The organism is Bradyrhizobium murdochi (assembly GCF_000472965.1).
Lineage (GTDB): Bacteria > Pseudomonadota > Alphaproteobacteria > Rhizobiales > Xanthobacteraceae > Bradyrhizobium > Bradyrhizobium murdochi.
Window position 1 is genome coordinate 14,407 of the sequence record NZ_AXAU01000023.1, and the last position, 17,899, is coordinate 32,305.

The 17,899-nt window shown below is 63.6% G+C and carries 16 protein-coding genes and 1 pseudogene; 2 read left to right on the forward strand and 15 right to left on the reverse strand.

Annotated elements, in window-relative coordinates; genetic code table 11:
• Positions 1-51 precede the first annotated feature (51 nt).
• The 5 genes and pseudogenes from YUO_RS0131000 to YUO_RS0131025 form a co-directional block, all read right to left on the reverse strand.
• A complete protein-coding gene (locus tag YUO_RS0131000) occupies positions 52-768 on the reverse strand; it encodes a hypothetical protein (protein ID WP_028350714.1) in 717 nt (238 codons plus the stop codon).
• Positions 769-860: 92 nt separating this feature from the next.
• Complete coding sequence (gene lspA, locus YUO_RS0131005) at positions 861-1,358, reverse strand: signal peptidase II (protein ID WP_028350715.1); 498 nt, start codon at positions 1,356-1,358, stop codon at positions 861-863.
• A gap of 534 nt (positions 1,359-1,892) precedes the next feature.
• Positions 1,893-4,910: pseudogene (gene ileS / locus YUO_RS42345) on the reverse strand (isoleucine--tRNA ligase); the annotation flags it as partial.
• Between the two features lie 195 nt (positions 4,911-5,105).
• Positions 5,106-5,660, reverse strand: a complete 555-nt coding sequence (locus tag YUO_RS0131020) for a sugar O-acetyltransferase (RefSeq protein ID WP_028350716.1) — start codon at positions 5,658-5,660, stop codon at positions 5,106-5,108.
• A complete protein-coding gene (locus YUO_RS0131025) occupies positions 5,657-6,628 on the reverse strand; it encodes a bifunctional riboflavin kinase/FAD synthetase (RefSeq protein ID WP_028350717.1) in 972 nt (323 codons plus the stop codon). Before YUO_RS0131025 ends, YUO_RS0131020 begins: the two co-directional genes overlap by 4 nt.
• A gap of 211 nt (positions 6,629-6,839) precedes the next feature.
• On the opposite strand from YUO_RS0131025, the gene YUO_RS0131030 reads away from it, so the two are divergent.
• Positions 6,840-7,235, forward strand: coding sequence for a response regulator (locus YUO_RS0131030; protein ID WP_028350718.1), 396 nt, complete (start codon positions 6,840-6,842; stop codon positions 7,233-7,235).
• Positions 7,236-7,403: 168 nt separating this feature from the next.
• Here the strand turns inward: YUO_RS0131030 and YUO_RS0131035 are convergent, their stop codons facing one another.
• From YUO_RS0131035 to uvrC, 9 genes are all read right to left on the reverse strand, one after another.
• Positions 7,404-8,258 carry a TIGR01459 family HAD-type hydrolase gene (locus YUO_RS0131035; RefSeq protein WP_028350719.1) on the reverse strand — a complete coding sequence of 285 codons (855 nt, stop codon included), beginning with the start codon at positions 8,256-8,258 and terminating at the stop codon, positions 7,404-7,406.
• A gap of 15 nt (positions 8,259-8,273) precedes the next feature.
• Positions 8,274-9,734, reverse strand: coding sequence for an EAL domain-containing protein (locus tag YUO_RS0131040; RefSeq protein WP_028350720.1), 1,461 nt, complete (start codon positions 9,732-9,734; stop codon positions 8,274-8,276).
• Positions 9,735-9,923: 189 nt separating this feature from the next.
• Complete coding sequence (locus YUO_RS0131045) at positions 9,924-10,505, reverse strand: phage holin family protein (protein WP_028350721.1); 582 nt, start codon at positions 10,503-10,505, stop codon at positions 9,924-9,926.
• A 101-nt stretch (positions 10,506-10,606) separates the two neighbouring features.
• Positions 10,607-11,953, reverse strand: coding sequence for an omega-aminotransferase AptA (gene aptA / locus YUO_RS0131050; RefSeq protein WP_028350722.1), 1,347 nt, complete (start codon positions 11,951-11,953; stop codon positions 10,607-10,609).
• Positions 11,954-12,057: 104 nt separating this feature from the next.
• Positions 12,058-13,023 (reverse strand): 50S ribosomal protein L3 N(5)-glutamine methyltransferase, encoded by a 966-nt coding sequence (prmB, locus tag YUO_RS0131055; protein ID WP_028350723.1) that lies wholly within the window; start codon positions 13,021-13,023, stop codon positions 12,058-12,060.
• Positions 13,023-13,490, reverse strand: coding sequence for a molybdenum cofactor biosynthesis protein MoaE (locus YUO_RS0131060; RefSeq protein WP_028350724.1), 468 nt, complete (start codon positions 13,488-13,490; stop codon positions 13,023-13,025). Before YUO_RS0131060 ends, prmB begins: the two co-directional genes overlap by 1 nt.
• Before the next feature lie 6 nt (positions 13,491-13,496).
• The gene (moaD, locus tag YUO_RS0131065) at positions 13,497-13,748 is read right to left on the reverse strand and encodes a molybdopterin converting factor subunit 1 (RefSeq protein ID WP_028350725.1); all 252 of its coding nucleotides are present in this window, start codon (positions 13,746-13,748) and stop codon (positions 13,497-13,499) included.
• Positions 13,745-14,359 carry a CDP-diacylglycerol--glycerol-3-phosphate 3-phosphatidyltransferase gene (gene pgsA / locus YUO_RS0131070; protein WP_028350726.1) on the reverse strand — a complete coding sequence of 205 codons (615 nt, stop codon included), beginning with the start codon at positions 14,357-14,359 and terminating at the stop codon, positions 13,745-13,747. The genes moaD and pgsA overlap by 4 nt, the downstream gene beginning before the upstream one ends.
• 100 nt (positions 14,360-14,459) lie before the next feature.
• The gene (uvrC, locus tag YUO_RS0131075) at positions 14,460-16,520 is read right to left on the reverse strand and encodes an excinuclease ABC subunit UvrC (RefSeq protein ID WP_028350727.1); all 2,061 of its coding nucleotides are present in this window, start codon (positions 16,518-16,520) and stop codon (positions 14,460-14,462) included.
• Positions 16,521-16,741: 221 nt separating this feature from the next.
• On the opposite strand from uvrC, the gene YUO_RS0131080 reads away from it, so the two are divergent.
• The gene (locus YUO_RS0131080; RefSeq protein ID WP_028350728.1) at positions 16,742-17,368 is read left to right on the forward strand and encodes an outer membrane protein; all 627 of its coding nucleotides are present in this window, start codon (positions 16,742-16,744) and stop codon (positions 17,366-17,368) included.
• A gap of 165 nt (positions 17,369-17,533) precedes the next feature.
• Here YUO_RS0131080 and YUO_RS0131085 read toward each other — a convergent pair whose 3' ends face one another.
• On the reverse strand, positions 17,534-17,749 hold the full coding sequence (locus YUO_RS0131085; protein ID WP_028350729.1) for a cold-shock protein: 216 nt from the start codon (positions 17,747-17,749) through the stop codon (positions 17,534-17,536).
• Positions 17,750-17,899 lie beyond the last annotated feature (150 nt).

Here is a 17,899-nt window from a genome sequence, read left to right on the forward strand (position 1 = left end):
GTACACCGCGCCGGTTCCGGCCATCGTCACGATGGCGAGAGATCGGCTTAACTATTCGCCATATTTGCCGGCGGCCGGATTATATTCCTTGTTCAGCGATTCCTTTGGTCCCGTGCCGTAAGCATAATTTGATGACGGCGTCTGGTAGCCGGGCGGAGGCTGGGTCAGCGATTCCCGCGTCGGCTCACCCTTGAACGGCGCCGTCTCTGTCTTGCTGCCGCCGAACAGGCCGCTGAAGCCGCCATTATAGCCGAGCTGCGACGGGCTCAGGATCGGGTTGTAGTTCGTGGTGCCGGGCTGCACCGGATCGTTGTCCTTGCGGGAGGGTGCCCCGGTCTTGCCCACCGCCAGTTCGGCCGGCGTCAGGATGCGGGACGCTTCACGCGGGTCCTTGTTCTCTTTCTTGCGTGCCGCAATCGCCGCCTTGCGGCGCTGCTCGTCGGGATCCTTTGGCCAGTTCGGCGCCTTCGCGTCGGCCGCGGCCGCAGCCGGCGGCGGCAAATCGAGCTTGGGTGGAACGACCAGCGGGGAACGCTCGCGGTATTCGATGCCGCGATTTTCCATGTTGGTGCCGCCGAGGCCGCGCATGATGCCTTCGATGATTTTTTCCTCGAAGGTCTTGTCGTCTTCGTCCTCGTCGTCAGCCGCGTGGACGGGGCCAGCGGCCATCACGAGACCTATGCCGAGGGCGATGGCGGCGAACCGCAGCGCCCGGGTCAGCGAGCTGGTCTGCATCATCCAGAAGAAGCGGGGCTCGGTCTCGCGCATCGCGCTGTTCCCATTCACAATTTCTGCAACACGCGGGGGCCGTGCTTAAGGGGCCTAACGGCTCCAGACCGCAGGGGTCGTATCGGCCGGGATCAGGGCGCTTTTGCGGCGGGTACCCCCAGGAACGAGTCATACAATAGGCCCGCTATCCCGGCAACAATGGCCACATCCGCAAGGTTAAACACGTACCAATTGAAGGTTTTTCCCCCGATCTCGATGTGGAACAGGGCGAAATCGACCACCGCGCCGTGCACGAATCGGTCGATGCCGTTGCCGACCGCGCCGCCGATGATCAGGCCCAGTGCCAGCGTCGCCAGAAGCGTGCTGGAGCGTGCCATCCAGATCCCCAGCACGATCACCGCAATCGCCTTGATCGCCATCAGCGCGAGCTGGGCGAACTGATTATCGCTCTGGAACCAGCCAAAGCTGATCCCGACGTTCCAGGCCAGCACAAGGTCGAAGAACGGCGTGACCCTGACCGCGCCGCGATTGGCGAGGTCAAACACGTAGAGCAGCCAAAGCTTCGAGGCCTGGTCGATCACCAGCGTCGCGACCGCGGCAACCGCGCCGGCGCGAAGGTGAGGGGTCACGAAGCGCTCTTTGCCGGACACTTATCTCGCCTTCTTTTTCTTCTTTTTCGACGCCGTCGCAGACGACTTTCTTCCCGCCTTCTTGGCAGTCCTTTTGTCCGCCTTCTTTACCGCTTTCTTCTTAGCTCCCTTCTTGGCCGCCTTCGTTGCCGAAGCTGCTTTTTTGGATTTGGCGGCTTTCCCGACCTTTGCTTTCTTGGCCTTCGCTTTCTTGGCTTTGGCTTTGTTGGCCTTGGCTTTCTTCGTTGGAGCTTTCTTGGCTGCAGCCTTCTTGGGTTCTGCTTTCTTAACTTCGGCCTTGAGGTCGGGGGCGCTCTTGGCTTTCGCCTCGCTCTTGGCTTGCTCGGCCGCCGCGGTTTCCAAAGTCTTCCTGGCTCTGGCCTTCTTGGCAGTCGTGTCCGCCGTCACCTTTCCTGAACCGGCCTGCTCCGGCGCTTTCTCCGCTTGTTGCGGGTGTTCTACAGGTTGCTGTTCGACCAACGCGACAGGCTTGGCAGCCGCTACGGCCGCATCGGCCGGCTTATGGCCTTCGGCAAGCGCCTTCCATTCACGCAACGCCTGCGCGTCGCGCGGGGAGACGTCGGGATACTCGGCGTCTTCGCCGACCGTGGGCAGGATCTTCCACGACCGCGCGCATTTGGTGCCCACGGCCCTTTCGACCACGACAGCGACGCCGGGCACGTCGGCGAGGCTGAACGCGCTGGCCGGCGCATCGTCATTCGTCACCATCGCGTTCGAAGTGATGCAGACCTCGGCCAGATCGATGTCGAGCAGCGTGTTGAAGATGTTCTTGTCCGACACAAAGACCAGCGGCGAGGCCTCGAGCGACGAGCCGATATTCTTGGCCGCGCGTTCGACTTCGAGCGCGCCGGTGACGACACGGCGGACATCGCGAATGGTCTCCCACTTGGCGGCAAGCGCATCATCGCGGAATTGGTCAAAACCTTCCGGGAACAGCGTCAGGTGCACCGAGGCTTCCGCGTCCGGCTTGTACATCCGCCACGCCTCTTCGGTCGTGAAGCTGAGCACCGGCGCCAGCCAGCGCAGGATCGCATCGCAGATGATGTCGATCGCGGTCAGCGCCGCCTTGCGCGCGACCGAGGACGGCGGATCGCAATAGAGCGTGTCCTTGCGGATATCGAAGTAGAACGCCGACAATTCGCTGTTCATGAACGCCGCCAGCGTCGCGACCACCGTCTTGTAGTCGAACTCGGCATAGGCCTGGCGCACGGTTGTCGCGCGTTTCGCCAGTTCGTGCAGCATCAGGCGTTCCAGCTCGGGCATATCGCTGTGGGCGACCGCGTCGGCCGGATCAAAATGGTGCAGCGTGCCGAGCATCCAGCGGATCGAGTTGCGCAGTTTGCGGTAGGTCTCGATGGTGTTCTTGAGGATTTCGGGCCCGATGCGCTGGTCGTCGGCATAGTCGGTGGCGGCGACCCACAGCCGCAGGATATCGGCGCCCGAATCCTTCATCACCTTTTGCGGCTCGACGGTGTTGCCGAGCGATTTCGACATCTTGCGGCCGTTCTCGTCCAGCGTGAAGCCGTGAGTCAGCACCACGTCATAGGGCGCGCGGCCGCGGGTGCCCGCGCTTTCCAAGAGCGAGGAATGAAACCAGCCGCGATGCTGGTCGCTGCCTTCGAGATACATCACGGTATCCTCGCCGCCATCGACCTTGCGGACAATGTTGCCGAGGGTTGGAAAATTCTGGCGGTCCTCCAGCACGAAGGCGTGCGTCGAGCCGGAGTCGAACCAGACGTCGAGGATGTCGTCGATCTTTTTCCAGTCTTCGCCGGCGCGTTCGCCCAGGAACCGTTCACGTGCGCCGTCCATGTACCAGGCGTCGGCGCCTTCCTCCATGAAGGCTTCGACGATGCGCTGGTTGACGATGTCGTCCTGCAGGATTTCGGCGGAGCCGTCGCCCTTCTCGCGCACGAACACCGCGATCGGCACGCCCCAGGCGCGCTGGCGCGAGATCACCCAGTCGGGGCGGCCCGCGATCATGCCGTTGATGCGGTTCTGGCCGGCGGGCGGCACCCACTGAGTCACCGAGATCGATTTGAGAGCCCGGTTCCGCAAAGTGTCATCGCCGGCCAGCGTCATGGGGGTATTCACACCGCCGCCCCAAACCAGCTTGTTTGGAGTGATTGGTTTATCCATCGCGATGAACCATTGCGGCGTGTTGCGGAAGATCACCGGCTTCTTCGAGCGCCAGGAATGCGGATATTGATGCTTGAGCCGGCCGCGCGCCAGGAGCTTGCCGGCCTCGACCAGCGCCTTGATGACGGCATCATTGGCGTCGCCCTTCTCGCCCTTGTCGTTGATGACGCGCCTGCCGGTGAAGCCAGGAGCGTGATCGGTGAAAGCACCGTTCTCGTCGACGGTGTAGGGGATGGCGGTGTTGATGCCACGTTGATCGAGCTCACGCGCATTTGCCGTCCAGACGTCGAAGTCTTCGCGGCCATGGCCCGGCGCGGTATGGACGAAGCCGGTACCGGTGTCGTCGGTGACATGGTCGCCGGGCAACAGCGGCACCATGAACTCGTAGCCACCGCCAAGTCCCTTCAACGGATGGGCGCATTCCACGGCGTCCAGCGTATCGCCGGGCAGGTCGCGCACCTTCTCATAGGCGGTGACGCGCGCCTGCTTGAATACGTCTGCTGCGAGCGCATCGGCGAGGATCAGGAGATCGCCGGTCTTCGCCCAATTGTCGGCAGGCGCATCGGTGACCTTGTAGAGGCCGTAGGCGATCTTCGGCGAGAACGAGACGGCGCGGTTGCCGGGCAGCGTCCACGGCGTGGTGGTCCAGATCACCACGGAAGCCTCGGCCAGCGCGCCATGCGCCGGCGAGGTGACCGGAAATTTCACCCAGACCATGTCGGAGGTATAGTCCTCGTACTCGACCTCGGCTTCGGCCAGCGCGGTCTTCTCGACCACGCTCCACATCACGGGCTTGGAGCCGCGATAGAGCGTGCCGTTGGCGACGAACTTCATCAATTCGCGCGCGATCTGGGCTTCGGCCGGATAGCTCATGGTGGCGTAGGGGTGGCCCCAATCGCCGATGATGCCAAGCCGCTTGAACTCCTCACGCTGCACGTTGAGCCAGTGCGTCGCATAGGCGCGGCACTCCTTGCGGAACGCCACCATCGCGGTGGAGTCGCGGAAGTCCGGCTTCGGCTTGCCCTTGGAGCGGTAGTTCTCTTCCTCTATCTTCCATTCGATCGGCAGGCCGTGACAGTCCCAGCCCGGCACGTAGTTGGAATCGAAGCCGAGCATCTGCTGGCTCTTGGTCACGACGTCCTTGAGGATCTTGTTCAGCGCGTGGCCGATATGGATGTTGCCGTTGGCATAGGGCGGCCCGTCGTGCAGCACGAATTTGGCGCGGCCCTGCGCGCTCTCGCGCAGCTTTCCGTAGAGGTCGATCTCGTTCCAGTATTTGAGGATCTCCGGCTCGCGCTGCGGCAGGCCGGCGCGCATCGGAAATTCCGTCTGCGGCAGGAACAGGGTTTTCGAATAATCTGATACGTCGGACTTTTGCGGCTGTTGGGACATGAATGCTCTGGTTGGCTCGAAGACGGCGCTGAAAAGCGGATATCGCGGGGTGAACAGGGAAATCCCGGTCTTGCGCCGAGCCAAAGCTCAGGCGGAAGCCGGGCCGCTAATGCTGATGGTGCGCCGCGCAAACATGGGCTTTCCATAGCAGCCAACCGCGGAAATCGCAAAGGGGCGGCGGCATGCAGGACAGGTTTACCCCGGACGCGGCCGGGCAGGGTTGCCGGCCGCGGTCTGGCCCGCTGCGACATCGCGCGTGACCACGCTGCCGGCGCCGATTACGGCGCCGTCACCGATCGTGACACCGGGCAGGATGATGGCGCCACCGCCGATCCAGACGTCGCTGCCGATCCGCACCCGGCGGCCGAATTCGAGGCCGGTTCGCCGCGTCTCGGGGTCGCGCGGGTGATCGGCGGCGTAGATTTGCGTCGCGGGTCCAATCTGGGTGCGGTCGCCGATCGTGACTTCGACCACGTCGAGGATGACGCAGTTGAAGTTGAGAAACACTTCGTCGCCGAGCCGGATATTGTAGCCATAGTCGCAAAAGAACGGCGGACGGATCACAGCGCCGGTGCCGACACGGCCGAAATGGGCCGATAGCAGCGCATGCCGCTCGGACACAGGCGCAGCCAGCGCCGCATTGTAGCGCGCGAGCCAGGCCTTGTTGGCGGCGGCATCCGCCTGCAGTTCGGTGTCACCGGGGCGATAGAGCTCGCCGGCCAGCATCTTTTCTTTTTCGGTCTTGCTCAATCGATCACTCCGAGCTTCGGAAACGCATCGGGGGCTGCGGCCAGCCGCGCGCGGGCGCGCACGCTGTCGTCGTTCATCTGCCGGATCAACGCGTCGATCGAGTCGAATTTAAGTTCGTCGCGGATGAAGCCGATAAAGGCGACATCGAGCACCGCGCCATAGAGGTCGCCCTTGAAATCGAACAGGAACACTTCCAACAGCGGTGCGCCGTTGTCGAAAGTCGGGCGGCGGCCGAAGCTTGCGACGGCGTCGAAGCGCTCGGCTCCGCGGCCGACCCGCACCGCATAGATGCCGTGTTTCAGGCTGCAATTCTTGTCGAGGCGGATGTTGGCGGTGGGATATCCGAGATCACGGCCGCGCTTGTCGCCATGGATCACCGCGCCGCTGACGAACCACGGCCCGCCCAGCATGGCGGTGGCTTCGTCGATCTGGCCCTCCGCCAGCGCCATGCGGATCGCGCTGGAGGACACCGGCCGCTCCTCGATGTCGACATGGGCCTGGACGTCGACCTCGATGCCGAGCCGCGGCCCCTCGCTGACCAACAGGCTCGGCGAGCCGGCCCGGCCCTTGCCGAAATGAAAGTCGTAGCCGACGGCAATGCCGCTGACGCCGAGCCGCCCGATCAGGTCATGGTGAATGAAATCTTGCGCCGAGGTTCCGGCGCGGGTCTTGTCGAAGGTCATCACGACCGCGCCGTCAAGCCCCGTTCCGGCCAGCAGCCGCAGCTTGTTGGTCTCGTCGGAGAGCCGGAACTGGGGGCTGTTCGGGCTGAAAAAGCTGCGCGGATGCGGCTCGAAAGTGACGGCAAAGGCCGGCTTGCCGTGGGCGCGGCCCATCCGCAAGGCCGCGTCAATCACGGCCCGGTGGCCAAGATGGACGCCGTCGAAATTGCCCATCGCGACCACCGCCCCGCGGGGGATGTCGGCGGCAGGGGTGGAGTCTCGGATAACGGTAAAACCAGTTGTCATTTCAGGGATTCTTGGTCTCGGTGAAGGCGGCCGGACGGTGACGCGGCGCCGCCGTCGAAGTCAAGCCGGGCGCGGCGGGTCAAAACGGATGCAATCCGGTGTCGTCGGGTTAACGGGCTGTTTAACGGCTGATGCTACAGGTGGGGGGAGGACTGCGGGTCCCGCAGGCCTGTCGATTTTTTGTGGCGTAAAGCGTCGAGTGGGGGGAAAGATGGCGGTTGATTTGTCCATGCCGGTTCTGGTGGTTGATGACTACAGCACCATGATCCGCATCATCCGAAATCTTTTGAAGCAGCTCGGCTTCGACAACATCGACGACGCCAGCGACGGCTCGGCCGCGCTGAACAAGATGCGCAGCAAGAAATACGGACTGGTGATCTCGGACTGGAACATGGAGCCGATGACCGGCTACGACCTGCTCAAGGAAGTCCGCGCCGACCCCAATCTCGCCACCACCCCCTTCATCATGATCACGGCGGAATCCAAGACCGAGAACGTGATCGCCGCCAAGAAGGCCGGCGTGAACAATTACATCGTCAAGCCGTTCAATGCGGCGACGCTGAAGACCAAGATCGAAGCGGTCTTCCCGGACATGGCGACGGCGTAAGGCGCCTGGTTTCCAGCTCGCTCCAATTCTCGTGATGCCCGGCCCAATCCCGGGCATGCTGCGTTCTCATGAACCCTACCAGGTCTTGCGTTTTCGGATGATGTAAGGCCCATTCCTACTTTGCATGGGGTCGTTTTCGCAATTTTGAGTCCGGGTGCAGCGATGTACCTACCACCGCAGCTCCCGCATCAGCGCGCGGGGTGGATGTCCGAACAGCTCCTTCACCGAGGCTGGATCGAGCTGGTCGATGCCCTCGAATTCTTCCGAATGGATGCCGCGGGTGAGGAAAAGACAATCGATTCCGAAGCCGTGCGCGCCGGTGAGATCGGTCCGCACCGAATCCCCGATGGCTAGCACGCGGTCGAGCGGTGCCGAATGGCCGCGGCGCTCGGCGGCGAGCGCCATGGCGCGTTCATAAATCGGCCGGTGCGGCTTGCCGTAGAAGATCGCCTCGCCGCCGAGCTCGCGGTAAAGCTCGGCGATCGCGCCCGCACAATAGATCAACCGGTCGCCGCGTTCGACGACGATGTCGGGATTGGCGCAAATCAGCGGCAGCTTGTGCTCGCGCGCCTGCAGCAGCATCGCGCGATAGTCTTCCGCCGATTCGGTTTCGTCGTCGAACAGGCCGGTGCAGATGATGTAGTCGGCCTGCTCCAGCGGCCCCAGCACGGCGTCGAGCCCGCGGTGGATCGAAGAATCACGTTCCGGGCCGACCCAGAATATCTTCTTGCCGGGGTGATCGGCGACGAAGTGCCGGGTCAGGTCGCCGGAAGAGACAATGGCGTCATAGGTTTCGTCGGCGACGCCGAGCTTGCGTAATTGCCGCTGCACGGAATCGGCGGGCCGCGGCGCGTTGGTGATCAGGATGACGGTGCCGCCACGCTGGCGATAGGTGTGCAGCGCTTCGCAGGCTTCGGGGAAGGACTCCAGCCCATTGTGCACCACGCCCCAGATGTCGGACAGGATGACCTCGACGCCGTCCACGAGGTCGCGCAGCCGCTCGACGAAGCGCAGTGAGGTCATGATGTCGGAAGCCTGTTAGCCCGGTCCCGCGGCACGGCGCGCCAACGCGGCATTGCCGGTCGCGCGCATCGGGGGCTCCGCGGCCTGGCTGGCCATGGGGACGGGGTTGCTGGGGCCATTGGGGCTGCCGGATTCCTTGTTCGGTGTCGCCCCGCCGGTAGCAGATGCACCCTCGGGCCGCAACGGCCGCGGCGGTGCAAACAGAAAGCCCTGTCCAAACCGCACGTCGTAGTCGAGCAGGTCAACCACCGCGCGCTCGCCCTCGATCTTCTCGGCGATCAGGTCGATGCCGAAACGGCCGAGCAGGTCGGAAAGATCGGAAGGATGGATGTCCGAGGTCGAGCTCTGCTTGGGGTCGAGCAGCAATGCCGCGGGCACCTTGATGAAACGGACGCCGCGATCGGCGAGGTCGCGCGGCTCGATCCGCAAGTCGGTGACGTGGTCGATCGAGAAGCGGTAACCACGCTGCGACAGCGCGGCGAGATTCTCGATTTCGGTCGGGCGGAGATTGCGGAACGTCGCCTGCTTGAATTCGAGCACGAAGGAGGGCGCCAGCGCCCGATTGGCCTCGAGGAAGTCGAGGCATTGCGCGAAATTGGCGGCATTGCCGAGCGTCGCCGCCGAGACATTGCAGAACACGCCGACATCCTTGTTGCGCACCATCAGGCGGCGCAACACCTGGATACAGCGCAACATCACCATGTGATCGATTTTGCCGATCAGCCCGCCGGCCTCGGCGATGGGAATGAAATCATCGGCGGCGAGGATCTGATCCCTGTCGTCGCGCAGCCGCGTCACCGCCTCGTAGAAGCGCACCTTGCGCTGTGGCAGCGTCACCATCGGTTGCAGATAGATGTCGAGCCGGTTTTCCTCGACGGCGTTTTTCACCGCGGCAAGCAGTTGCGGCTGGTTGCGCGAGGGCGACGCGGCTTCCGCGGCAATTGCTGCCGCTGCCGGCCTTGCGGCAGCAGCCGGTGCGGGCCTGGCGACGATCGGCGCGGCTTGCTCCGCGGCGACCGCCGGTTCGCTCGGAGGTTCCGGATCCGGCCGGCTTGCCGCGGCCGCCGCACCTTGGGCCAATAGGTCCTCATGGCCCGCCACCGAGACGGCGAGTTGCTTGACCAGGACGCCGAGCTCGTTGATTTCGCCGACCACCGCCTGGATGCGGTCGGAGCTTGCGGAGTTCGCCGAGACCAGGCGGCTCTCGACGGCGGCGAGCCGGCGGCCGAATTCGGCGACCTGACGGGCGAGGTCGGCGGTGCCACGGGAAAGATCGGCGATCTGGCCGCCGACGTCGGAGCGGTCGCGCAGCCGCATCGACACGGCGTTGTAAAGGATCAGGAAGGTCAGCGCGGTGAGCGCCACGATCGCGGATTCGGTGCCGTTGAAGCCCGCCACCGTATGCAGGACGAGGCCGAGCGAGGCTGCAACCAGCACCATGCAGATGGCGATGAAAATCGTCGAAATGCGAATCATGTCGCGCGCTACGCCTTGAGGTCCGAACTGTGCTCCCCCGGGAAAACACGGAAATTTCAGGCATCGTCTGACTTGCGCTTTCCCCGGCGGCGCAACCTTAGCATCAATGTTGATTCGCAGAGCTAGTGTTATTTGAACACGGTCGGAATCTGCGATCAAAGCGGTGCAATAGCCAGCGCCGTTGCGCCGTCAAACGTCCGAGTGCCGCGCATGCCATCGCCGTCGCGTTGCCGCCAGGCCTAGTAATGTCGCCATCAGGATTAGACCGGCCTGCAGATGCCTGGTGTCCCTTCCTGGGGATCGGCGCCGAGCACGGCTGCGCGTGGGAGCTGCCGAGGGTGCCTGCAGAATTGACCTGGCGGTGTCCCGCGTCGCTTCGATCTGGTCCGGTTCAATCGGACTGGCCTTGATCGCCACGCGCAGGCGGCTTGTAAGCGACGGAAACTGCGGCGGCCTTTGTCTGAGTTTGGCGGCGGCGAGCCCGGCGCAAATCGCGGCGATTATCGCGAGCAATGCGCCGATCGCGCCGAAGGCCCAAAACGGCCCGTAATGGATCTCGATCCAGCGAAACAGCGCGGTCATGCCGACCAGGCAGGCGGCGATCAGGAAAATGCCCGCTGCCGCGAACAGGCCTGCGGCGATCGCATAGGAAGTCATCGTTCCGGTCGCCTGATGGGTCCGATCGCGCAAATACGACCGCGTCGCCAGCTTGACCTGATTCAGCTTCAGTCCGATCGCGGCGCGCAGCAAGCCGCTCGAAGGCGCGAGCATTTCCGCAACCCTCCGCCGGCGGAGGCAGGATCGCCTCCGCCAAACGTAATGAACGCGGGGTCGTTTCGAATGTTCCTGCCGGTCGGAGCCGATGCTGGCGCTTACGCCGTCGCTCGGATCACCTTGGCGACCTTGTCCATAATCTCGCCGATCTGGTCTTCGCTAATGATCAGGGGCGGCGTCAGCGCCAGCGTATCGCCGGCCACCCGCAGCATCAGGTCATTGTCGTGGAAGGCGCTGTTGAGCCCTGCAAAGCCGCGCTTGCCCGGCGCATCCGCAACCGGTGCGAGATCGATGCCGGCGGTCAGGCCGACGGTGCGGATATCCACGACGCCCGGCTCGTTGCGCAGCGACATCACGGCGTCGGCGAATTTCGGCTCGAGCTCACGCGCGCGCTCGAACAGCTTTTCGTCGCGATAGATGTCGAGCGTGGCAAGAGCCGCGGCGCAGGCCAGCGGGTGCGCGGAATAGGTGTAGCCATGGGCCAGCTCGGTCACATGTTCCGGGCCGCTCATGAAGGCGTCATGGATGGTGTCGCGCACCAGCACGCCGCCCATCGGCGCGGCGCCATTGGTGACACCCTTGGCGAAGGTCAGCATGTCGGGCACCACGCCATAGCGTTCGGCGGCAAAGGCAAAGCCGAGCCGACCATAGCCGGTGATGACCTCGTCGAAGATCAGCAAGATGCCGTGCTTCTGGGTGATCTCGCGCAGCCGCTTGAGATAGCCCTTCGGCGCCGGCAGCACGCCGGTCGATCCGGCCATCGGCTCGACGATCACCGCGGCGATGGTGTTGGCGCCATGCAGGTTGACAAGCCGCTCGAGTTCATCGGCGAAATGCGCGCCATATTCCGGCTCGCCCTTGCTGAACGCCTGCTTCTCGCGGTCATAGGTCGCCGGCAGATGGTCGACGCCGGTCAGCAGCGAGCCGAACAGTTTTCGGTTGCCGACGATGCCGCCGACGGCGGTGCCGCCGAAGCCGACGCCGTGATAGCCGCGCTCGCGGCCGATCAGGCGGATGCGGCTGCCCTGGCCGTTGATCTGGTGATAGGCCAACGCGATCTTGAGCGCGGTGTCGGCCGCTTCCGAGCCGGAGTTGCAGAAGAACACGTGGTCGAGCCCATCGGGCGCCAGCTCGGCGATGCGGCTCGCAAGTTCGAAGGCCTGCGGGATGCCGAACTGGAACGGCGGCGCGTAATCCAGCGCCTCGGCCTGCTTGACGATCGCCGACGAAATCTCGGTGCGGCCGTGTCCGGCATTGGTGCACCACATGCCCGAGGCACCGTCGATGATCTTGCGGCCGTCGACGGTGAAGTAATGCATGTCTTTCGCGCCGGCGAGCAGCCGCGGGTTCTTCTTGAACGCCCGGTTCGCGGTGAACGGCATCCAGTGCGCAGCGAGATCGTTTGGAACGTTGACGGGGGTGGGGCGGGGGCTCTTGTCCAGCATGGGCGGCCTCTTCAGCTTGAACGTCGGATTTGCCCCAAGGTATCAGTTTCGTCGCGACACGGGAACGCCACCACGACGTGATATTTTTCGCGTAATCGGACAGTTCAGAGATCGGCCGCCGCGATCCAGAATACTTCGCCCTCGGAATCCTCGGTGTCGAGCCAGAGCAGCGGCAGTTGCGGATAGGCGGCTTCCAGTTGCGGGCGGCAGCGGCCGATCTCGCATAACAGTCCGCCCTGCGGCGTCAGGTGCGCGGCCGCCTCGTCGAGGATGCGCCTGACAATGTCCAGCCCATCGAAGCCGCCATCGAAGGCGAGTTTCGGTTCGGCACGGCATTCGCGCGGCAGGCCGGCCATGCCCTCCGCGTCGACATAAGGCGGATTGGAAATGATGAGGTCGTAGCGCTTATCCCCCAGCGGCTTGAACAGATCGCCGCGGTACAGCGTGAGCCTGTCCTGAAGCCCGTAGTCGCCGACATTGCGCGCGGCGACTTCGAGCGCATCCTTGGAGATATCCACGGCGTCGATCGCCGCATTCGGAAAGTTCCGGCTGGCCAGGATGGCGAGGCAGCCCGAGCCGGTGCAGAGATCGAGCACGCTTTCCACCGTGTCAGGATCCGAGATCAGCGAGCCCGCCTCGTCATCGCCGTCGCGGCCGAAGTGCTGGTCCAGCAATTCGCCGATGAAGGAACGCGGCACGATGGTCCGCTCGTCGACGTAAAAGGGCAGGCCGCGCATGTAGATTTTGTTGACGAGATAGGCGGCGGGCTTTCGCGTGGTGACGCGGCGCGCGACCAGATCGAGGATCTTCTTGCCTTCGGCGGCGGTGACGCGCGCGGTCGCGAACGTCTCGAACTGGTCGGCGTGCAGATGCAGCGCTTCACAGACCAGGAATGCGGCTTCGGCAAGCGGATCGGTGGTGCCGTGCGCAAACACCAGTTTGGCCTCGACGAAGCGGCTGACGGCATAGCGGGCGAAATCAAGCAGCGTCAGCAATTCTCCCGCGCCGACCTTGGGAAGTTTTGGTGTGGTTCGGCCGCGCTTCGCCGCCGGCTTCGTGCGCTTGGCCATCAGGACTTGGTCCAGCGCGCGGCGGCGGCGTCGTCATGATCGCGCGCTTCGATCCAGCTTGTGCCTTTTTCGCTTTCCTCGCGCTTCCAGAACGGCGCGTTGGTCTTCAGATAATCCATCAGGAATTCCACCGCTTCGAAGGCCGCCTGGCGATGCGGCGAGGCGGTTACCACGAGCACGATGTTCTCGCCCGGCGCGATGCGGCCGAACCGGTGAATGATGGTGAGGCCCTGCAACGGCCAGCGCGACAGCGCCTCGTCGGCGTGGCGCCCGATCTCGGCTTCGGCCATCCCGGGATAATGCTCGAGCGTCAGGGCTGCGATCGGCTCGCCGTTCTCGCTGCCACGGCAGATGCCGCTGAACGTGACGACGGCGCCGATATCGGTGCGGCCTCTGGTGAGCGCCGCGATCTCCTGCGCAGCGTCGAAATTCGCTTCCTGGATGCGAATGGTCGCGGTGACGGACATAGTAGGTCAGCCGCCGGTCATCGGTGGGAAGAACGCAATCTCGCGTGCGCCTGATATCACTGCATCGGGCTTGACATGGGCCTGGTCGATCGCAGCCCGGATCACCTTCGGCTTTTCGAAGGCATGGGCGTACGTCTCGCCGCGGCTGGAAAGCCAGCCGATCAGATCGCTCACCGTGCGCACGTCGGCCGGCGGCTCGACGGTTTCTTCCGCCACACCGACCCGCTCACGCACCCAGGCGAAATATTTGACCCTCATCCCTCATCCTCCTTGATGAGGTGATGGATGCCGGCGCGGAAATAGTCCCAGCCGGTGTAGATCGTGAAGAGCGCCGACATCCACAACAGGACGATCCCGATCAGCGTGGTCGCAGGCAGGAGCTGCTCGCCCGCCTCGCCCGCGATCAGGAAACCGATCGCGACCAACTGGATCGTGGTCTTCCATTTGGCCAGCTTGGTCACGGGTACGCTGACCCGCAACGCCGCGAGATATTCCCTTAAGCCCGAGACCAGGATCTCGCGGCACAGGATCACGATGGCGGCCCACAGGGTCCAGCCATGGATGCTGCTGTCGGCTGCCAGCATCAAGAGGCAGGACGCTACCAGGAGCTTGTCGGCGATCGGGTCGAGCATCCGGCCAAAGGCGGATTGCTGGTCCCAAATTCGCGCATAGTAGCCATCGAGGTAATCAGTCACGGCGGCGGCGAGGAAGACCGCCAGCGCTACCCAGCGTAGCCAGAGCGGGCCGTCCTGGATGGATTGGGCGAAAACGCAGCCGACTACCACCGGAATGGCGGCAATACGGGCGTAGGTTAGAATATTCGGCAGGGACAGGGTCTTGGCCTGTCCCCTAGTTGTCGCGATGTTCATCCGTCTTACCAATACCGCTGGAGCGTGAAGGTCAACCGTGCGGATTTAGATCATCTGTCGCAGGCGACGCCCAAATGACATGCCTCGACGCGAAGTCCCCTTAACCCGCCTGTGCATGGAAAAATTCAAAGATCTTGCGGGCGCTTTCGGCGCTAACGCCTGGAACCTTGCCGAGGTCCGCGATCGAGGCCCGCTCGATCTCCTTCAGTGTTCCGAAGTGGTGCAGCAAGGCACGTTTGCGTGACGGGCCGATGCCCGGGATTTCCTGCAAGCCCGCTTCCCGGATGTCCTTTTTCCGCAGTTTGCGGTGCGAGCCGATCACGAAGCGATGCGCCTCGTCGCGCAGCCGCTGGATGAAATATAGCACGGGATCGCGTGGTTCGAGCTTGATGGCTTCGCGGTCAGGCATGAAGAGGGTCTCGCGCCCGGCATCGCGGTCCGGGCCTTTTGCCACGGCCATCAGGGAGACCTGCGTTAGTCCCAGACCCTGGAAAATTTCCCTGACGGCGTTGAGTTGCCCACGGCCGCCATCGATGATGACGAGGTCGGGCCATTGCGGAAACGAATCATCGTCGGCCTTGGCCGCGTCGCCCTCCGGCGGCTTCAACAGCCGCTTGAAGCGCCGTTCCAGCACTTCGCGCATCATCGCGTAGTCGTCGCCCGGCGTCAGTCCCTCGGACTTGATGTTGAACTTGCGATATTGGTTTTTGATAAAGCCATCCGGTCCCGCCACGATCATTGCGCCGACCGCGTTGGTGCCCTGGATGTGACTGTTGTCGTAGACCTCGATGCGCTTCGGCATCTGCCGCAGCCCGAGCGTGGCGGCCATCGCTTCCAACAGCCGGCTCTGCGTCGCGGTATCGGCGAGCTTGCGGCCGAGCGCTTCGCGCGCATTGGTCAGCGCATGCGTGACCAGTTCTTTTTTCTCGCCGCGCTTCGGTACCGAGATTTCGACCTTGTAACCAGCCTTCACGCACAGGGCGTCGGCCAGCAGCGCGCATTCCTCGATCTCATGCGACAGCAGGATGAGTTTCGGCGGCGGCTTGTCGTCGTAGAATTGTGCGAGGAAGGATGCCAGCACTTCTTGCGGCGTGAACGACTTCTCCGCGCGCGGAAAATAGGCGCGGTTGCCCCAGTTCTGGCCGGTGCGGAAGAAGAACACTTCGACGCAGGAATAGCCGCCTTCCTGATGGATGGCGAACACGTCGGCCTCTTCCACGGTGCGCGGATTGATGCCCTGCTGCGACTGGATCGCCGACAGCGCGGCGAGACGATCGCGATAAAGCGCCGCGGTCTCGAATTCGAGCTCGTTCGATGCCTTCTCCATCTCGGCTGCGAGCAGTTCCTTCACCGCATGGCTGCGGCCGGACAGGAAATCGGTCGCCTCGCGCACCAGTTCGCTATAGCCGGGGAAGTCGATCTCGCGGGTGCAGGGCCCGGAGCAGCGGCGGATCTGGTAGAGCAGGCAGGGCCGCGTGCGGCTTTCGAAGAAACCGTCGGTGCAGGAGCGGATCAGGAACGCGCGCTGCAGCGCCGTGATGGTGCGGTTGACGGCGCCGGCGGATGCGAACGGCCCGAAATATCGTCCGGGCCTGGTTTGGGCCCCGCGATGCTTGAGGATCTGCGGCGCCCAATGGTCGCCTGTGATCAGGATATAGGGAAACGATTTGTCGTCGCGTAGCTGCACGTTGAAGCGCGGCCGTAGCTGCTTGATCAGGTTGGCTTCCAGCAGCAGCGCTTCGGTCTCGGTCGTGGTGGAAACGATCTCGACCGTGACCGTCGCCGCGATCATCCGCAGGATGCGCGCGGGCAGGGGCGCGTTGACACGAGCGTAGGACGCAAGCCGCTTGCGAACGTTTTTCGCCTTGCCGACGTAGAGCACGTCGCTGGCGGTATTGAGCATGCGGTAGACGCCGGGAGAGGTCGGCGCCAGCCGCACCGCGTTTTCGATGGCTGCGTGGCCGACCGCCAGCGGGCCTTCGGCAATCGCTTCGGTGGGTTCCTCGGGCGCTTCCGGCAAGCGCGCCTCGTCGTCCTCCTCGGCGGCGGAAGTTGCGGGATCGACATCGGCTACGGTCGGGTCCGGCGGCGGCAAATCCGGCTGGGAACCCCGCCGCGCCCTGCTCGGAGGCTTCGGATGGTCGGTAGAATCGTGATCCATGGCCCTAAACTAAGCGCTGCGAGGCAGCATCGCCAGCGCTCGCGGCGCGCGTTGCCGAAGGGGCGCCGGTAACGGATCCTTAAGAATGATGGGTTGCGGGTAACCCGGCTTAACAACCCTTTAACTTAAAACTCTCGATAAATCTTAGCAGAAAAGGTGGGGTTCCGTGACCAGGCCGATCTCCCGCCGGGCTTGGTTGCGGCAGTTGCGTGGGGTGCGTGATGAGCAGGGTTGTGTCGGGCGCGCTGGCGCTGGTCGCCGCTGGCTGGACAATGTCGGCGCAGGCAGCAGACCTCTACGGATCGCGCGCACCCAATACCGTCAACCGGTCGCTGCTCAGTCCCGATAGCTGGGCCGGTCCCTACCTTGGCGCCAACATCGGCTATGCCTGGGGTTCGGTTGCAAACAATCCGGCCAAGCCGTCTGGTTTCGTCGGCGGTGTCCAGGCCGGCTATAATTGGCAGAACGGCGGACCGTGGGTGTTCGGTCTCGAAGGCGACATCCAAGCGACCGGCGCCGAAGAAACCTTCGCCCCATGGAAATTTTCCAATCCCTGGTTCGGCACGATTCGCGGCCGCGCCGGCTACGCGTTCAACAACATCTTGTTCTTCGGCACCGGCGGTCTCGCCTTCGGCGAACTGCGCGCCACCACTTTTGGCCTGACGGAATCCCATACCAATGTGGGCTGGACGCTCGGCGCCGGCGCCGAGGTGGGCCTTGCGCCGAACTGGAGCGCCAAGATCGAATATCTCTATGTCGATCTGGCCAACAGCAACTTCGTCATTACAGGCACGTCGAATGGTTACCGGTTCGGCCTGATACGGGCCGGCGTAAACTATCGCTTCTAAGAACAAAGAAACTGTCGGCGACCATCTCCCGGCGGCAGCAAGTCGCCGGGATTTTTTTGCCTTCAGGCCGCAGGCATTGCAAATCTCAACGCTGTGGACGGCGACGCCATGCCCAGCGCAATCTTCGCAGCAAGAATTCAGTCCGCGTTCAACGTGAGCGTCAGCTCACGATGAAATCACCAGGTTGACCGCCTTGGGGCCTTTGCCCTTCTTGTCCGGTTCGACCTCGAACGTAATGCGCTGCCCTTCAGTCAAATCCTTCAATCCGGCCCGCTCGACAGCGGTGATGTGCACGAACACATCGCGGCCGCCGTCATCGGGCTTGATGAAGCCGTAGCCGCGTTCTCCATTGAAGAACTTGACTGTTCCAGTCATGGCCATCGGGAAACTCCTCCCCCGTATTGCTCTGCCGTTACGCGCACCTCGCATATCGGCCGACCGGACATTCGCTGCCGGAAGCTTGGCCACCTGAGCCGATCGGATTCACGCCGCCGCTCGACCCGGATTTTTATTCGGCCTCGATCACTCCGC